The 2,500-nt window shown below is 50.8% G+C and carries 3 rRNA genes (2 of these 3 running past the window's edge); all 3 read left to right on the plus strand.

From position 1 onward, the window contains the following. Positions 1-66 (plus strand): 5S ribosomal RNA (gene rrf / locus BAMF_RS21210); it begins 50 nt to the left of the window's first position. Between the two features lie 361 nt (positions 67-427). Further along, a 16S ribosomal RNA gene (locus BAMF_RS21215) occupies positions 428-1,977 on the plus strand. Positions 1,978-2,151: 174 nt separating this feature from the next. Continuing rightward, positions 2,152-2,500, plus strand: a 23S ribosomal RNA gene (locus BAMF_RS21220) (it continues 2,581 nt past the right edge of the window). The 16S, 23S and 5S rRNA genes sit together here, the layout of an rRNA operon.

Genomic DNA, 2,500 nt, shown 5'->3' on the forward strand with positions numbered 1-2,500 from the left:
AGTTAAGCTCTTCAGCGCCGATGGTAGTCGGGGGTTTCCCCCTGTGAGAGTAGGACGCCGCCAAGCTATCTTAACCCAGTTCATGATGAACTGGGTTTTTTATATGAAAGATCACATAGACATATAAAGCTAATGCCTTTGAAAGGCATTAGCTTTTTTGTTTACATTGATTTTGCTTTGCTGTTGTGATGTTGAAGATTGTTTGATTTTATTGTCTCGAGCATTCTTAAACTGAACACAATCAGCAGCATAAGGAGCGGGGAGGGGTAGGGGGAGGGCGCGACATCGACACTGATATGTTACAATAATTAAGTCGCTTCAAGAGCGATGGACAAAGTTCTTTGAAAACTAAACAAGACAAAACGTACCTGTTAATTCAAAGTTTTAAATAAATCGCACAGTGATGTGCGTAGTCAGTCAAACTACTTTATCGGAGAGTTTGATCCTGGCTCAGGACGAACGCTGGCGGCGTGCCTAATACATGCAAGTCGAGCGGACAGATGGGAGCTTGCTCCCTGATGTTAGCGGCGGACGGGTGAGTAACACGTGGGTAACCTGCCTGTAAGACTGGGATAACTCCGGGAAACCGGGGCTAATACCGGATGCTTGTTTGAACCGCATGGTTCAAACATAAAAGGTGGCTTCGGCTACCACTTACAGATGGACCCGCGGCGCATTAGCTAGTTGGTGAGGTAACGGCTCACCAAGGCGACGATGCGTAGCCGACCTGAGAGGGTGATCGGCCACACTGGGACTGAGACACGGCCCAGACTCCTACGGGAGGCAGCAGTAGGGAATCTTCCGCAATGGACGAAAGTCTGACGGAGCAACGCCGCGTGAGTGATGAAGGTTTTCGGATCGTAAAGCTCTGTTGTTAGGGAAGAACAAGTGCCGTTCAAATAGGGCGGCACCTTGACGGTACCTAACCAGAAAGCCACGGCTAACTACGTGCCAGCAGCCGCGGTAATACGTAGGTGGCAAGCGTTGTCCGGAATTATTGGGCGTAAAGGGCTCGCAGGCGGTTTCTTAAGTCTGATGTGAAAGCCCCCGGCTCAACCGGGGAGGGTCATTGGAAACTGGGGAACTTGAGTGCAGAAGAGGAGAGTGGAATTCCACGTGTAGCGGTGAAATGCGTAGAGATGTGGAGGAACACCAGTGGCGAAGGCGACTCTCTGGTCTGTAACTGACGCTGAGGAGCGAAAGCGTGGGGAGCGAACAGGATTAGATACCCTGGTAGTCCACGCCGTAAACGATGAGTGCTAAGTGTTAGGGGGTTTCCGCCCCTTAGTGCTGCAGCTAACGCATTAAGCACTCCGCCTGGGGAGTACGGTCGCAAGACTGAAACTCAAAGGAATTGACGGGGGCCCGCACAAGCGGTGGAGCATGTGGTTTAATTCGAAGCAACGCGAAGAACCTTACCAGGTCTTGACATCCTCTGACAATCCTAGAGATAGGACGTCCCCTTCGGGGGCAGAGTGACAGGTGGTGCATGGTTGTCGTCAGCTCGTGTCGTGAGATGTTGGGTTAAGTCCCGCAACGAGCGCAACCCTTGATCTTAGTTGCCAGCATTCAGTTGGGCACTCTAAGGTGACTGCCGGTGACAAACCGGAGGAAGGTGGGGATGACGTCAAATCATCATGCCCCTTATGACCTGGGCTACACACGTGCTACAATGGGCAGAACAAAGGGCAGCGAAACCGCGAGGTTAAGCCAATCCCACAAATCTGTTCTCAGTTCGGATCGCAGTCTGCAACTCGACTGCGTGAAGCTGGAATCGCTAGTAATCGCGGATCAGCATGCCGCGGTGAATACGTTCCCGGGCCTTGTACACACCGCCCGTCACACCACGAGAGTTTGTAACACCCGAAGTCGGTGAGGTAACCTTTTTGGAGCCAGCCGCCGAAGGTGGGACAGATGATTGGGGTGAAGTCGTAACAAGGTAGCCGTATCGGAAGGTGCGGCTGGATCACCTCCTTTCTAAGGATTTTAACGGAATATAAGACCTTGGGTCTTATAAACAGAACGTTCCCTGTCTTGTTTAGTTTTGAAGGATCATTCGATTCTTCGAGATGTTGTTCTTTGAAAACTAGATAACAGAAGTAATTCACATTCAATTGTAATGCAAGATATCACGTAGTGATTCTTTTTAACGGTTAAGTTAGAAAGGGCGCACGGTGGATGCCTTGGCACTAGGAGCCGATGAAGGACGGGACGAACACCGATATGCTTCGGGGAGCTGTAAGCAAGCTTTGATCCGGAGATTTCCGAATGGGGAAACCCACCACTCGTAATGGAGTGGTATCCATATCTGAATACATAGGATATGAGAAGGCAGACCCGGGGAACTGAAACATCTAAGTACCCGGAGGAAGAGAAAGCAAATGCGATTCCCTGAGTAGCGGCGAGCGAAACGGGACCAGCCCAAACCAAGAGGCTTGCCTCTTGGGGTTGTAGGACACTCTGTACGGAGTTACAAAGGAACGAGGTAGATGAAGAGGTC

This window comes from Bacillus amyloliquefaciens DSM 7 = ATCC 23350 (assembly GCF_000196735.1).
Taxonomy (GTDB): Bacteria; Bacillota; Bacilli; order Bacillales; family Bacillaceae; genus Bacillus; species Bacillus amyloliquefaciens.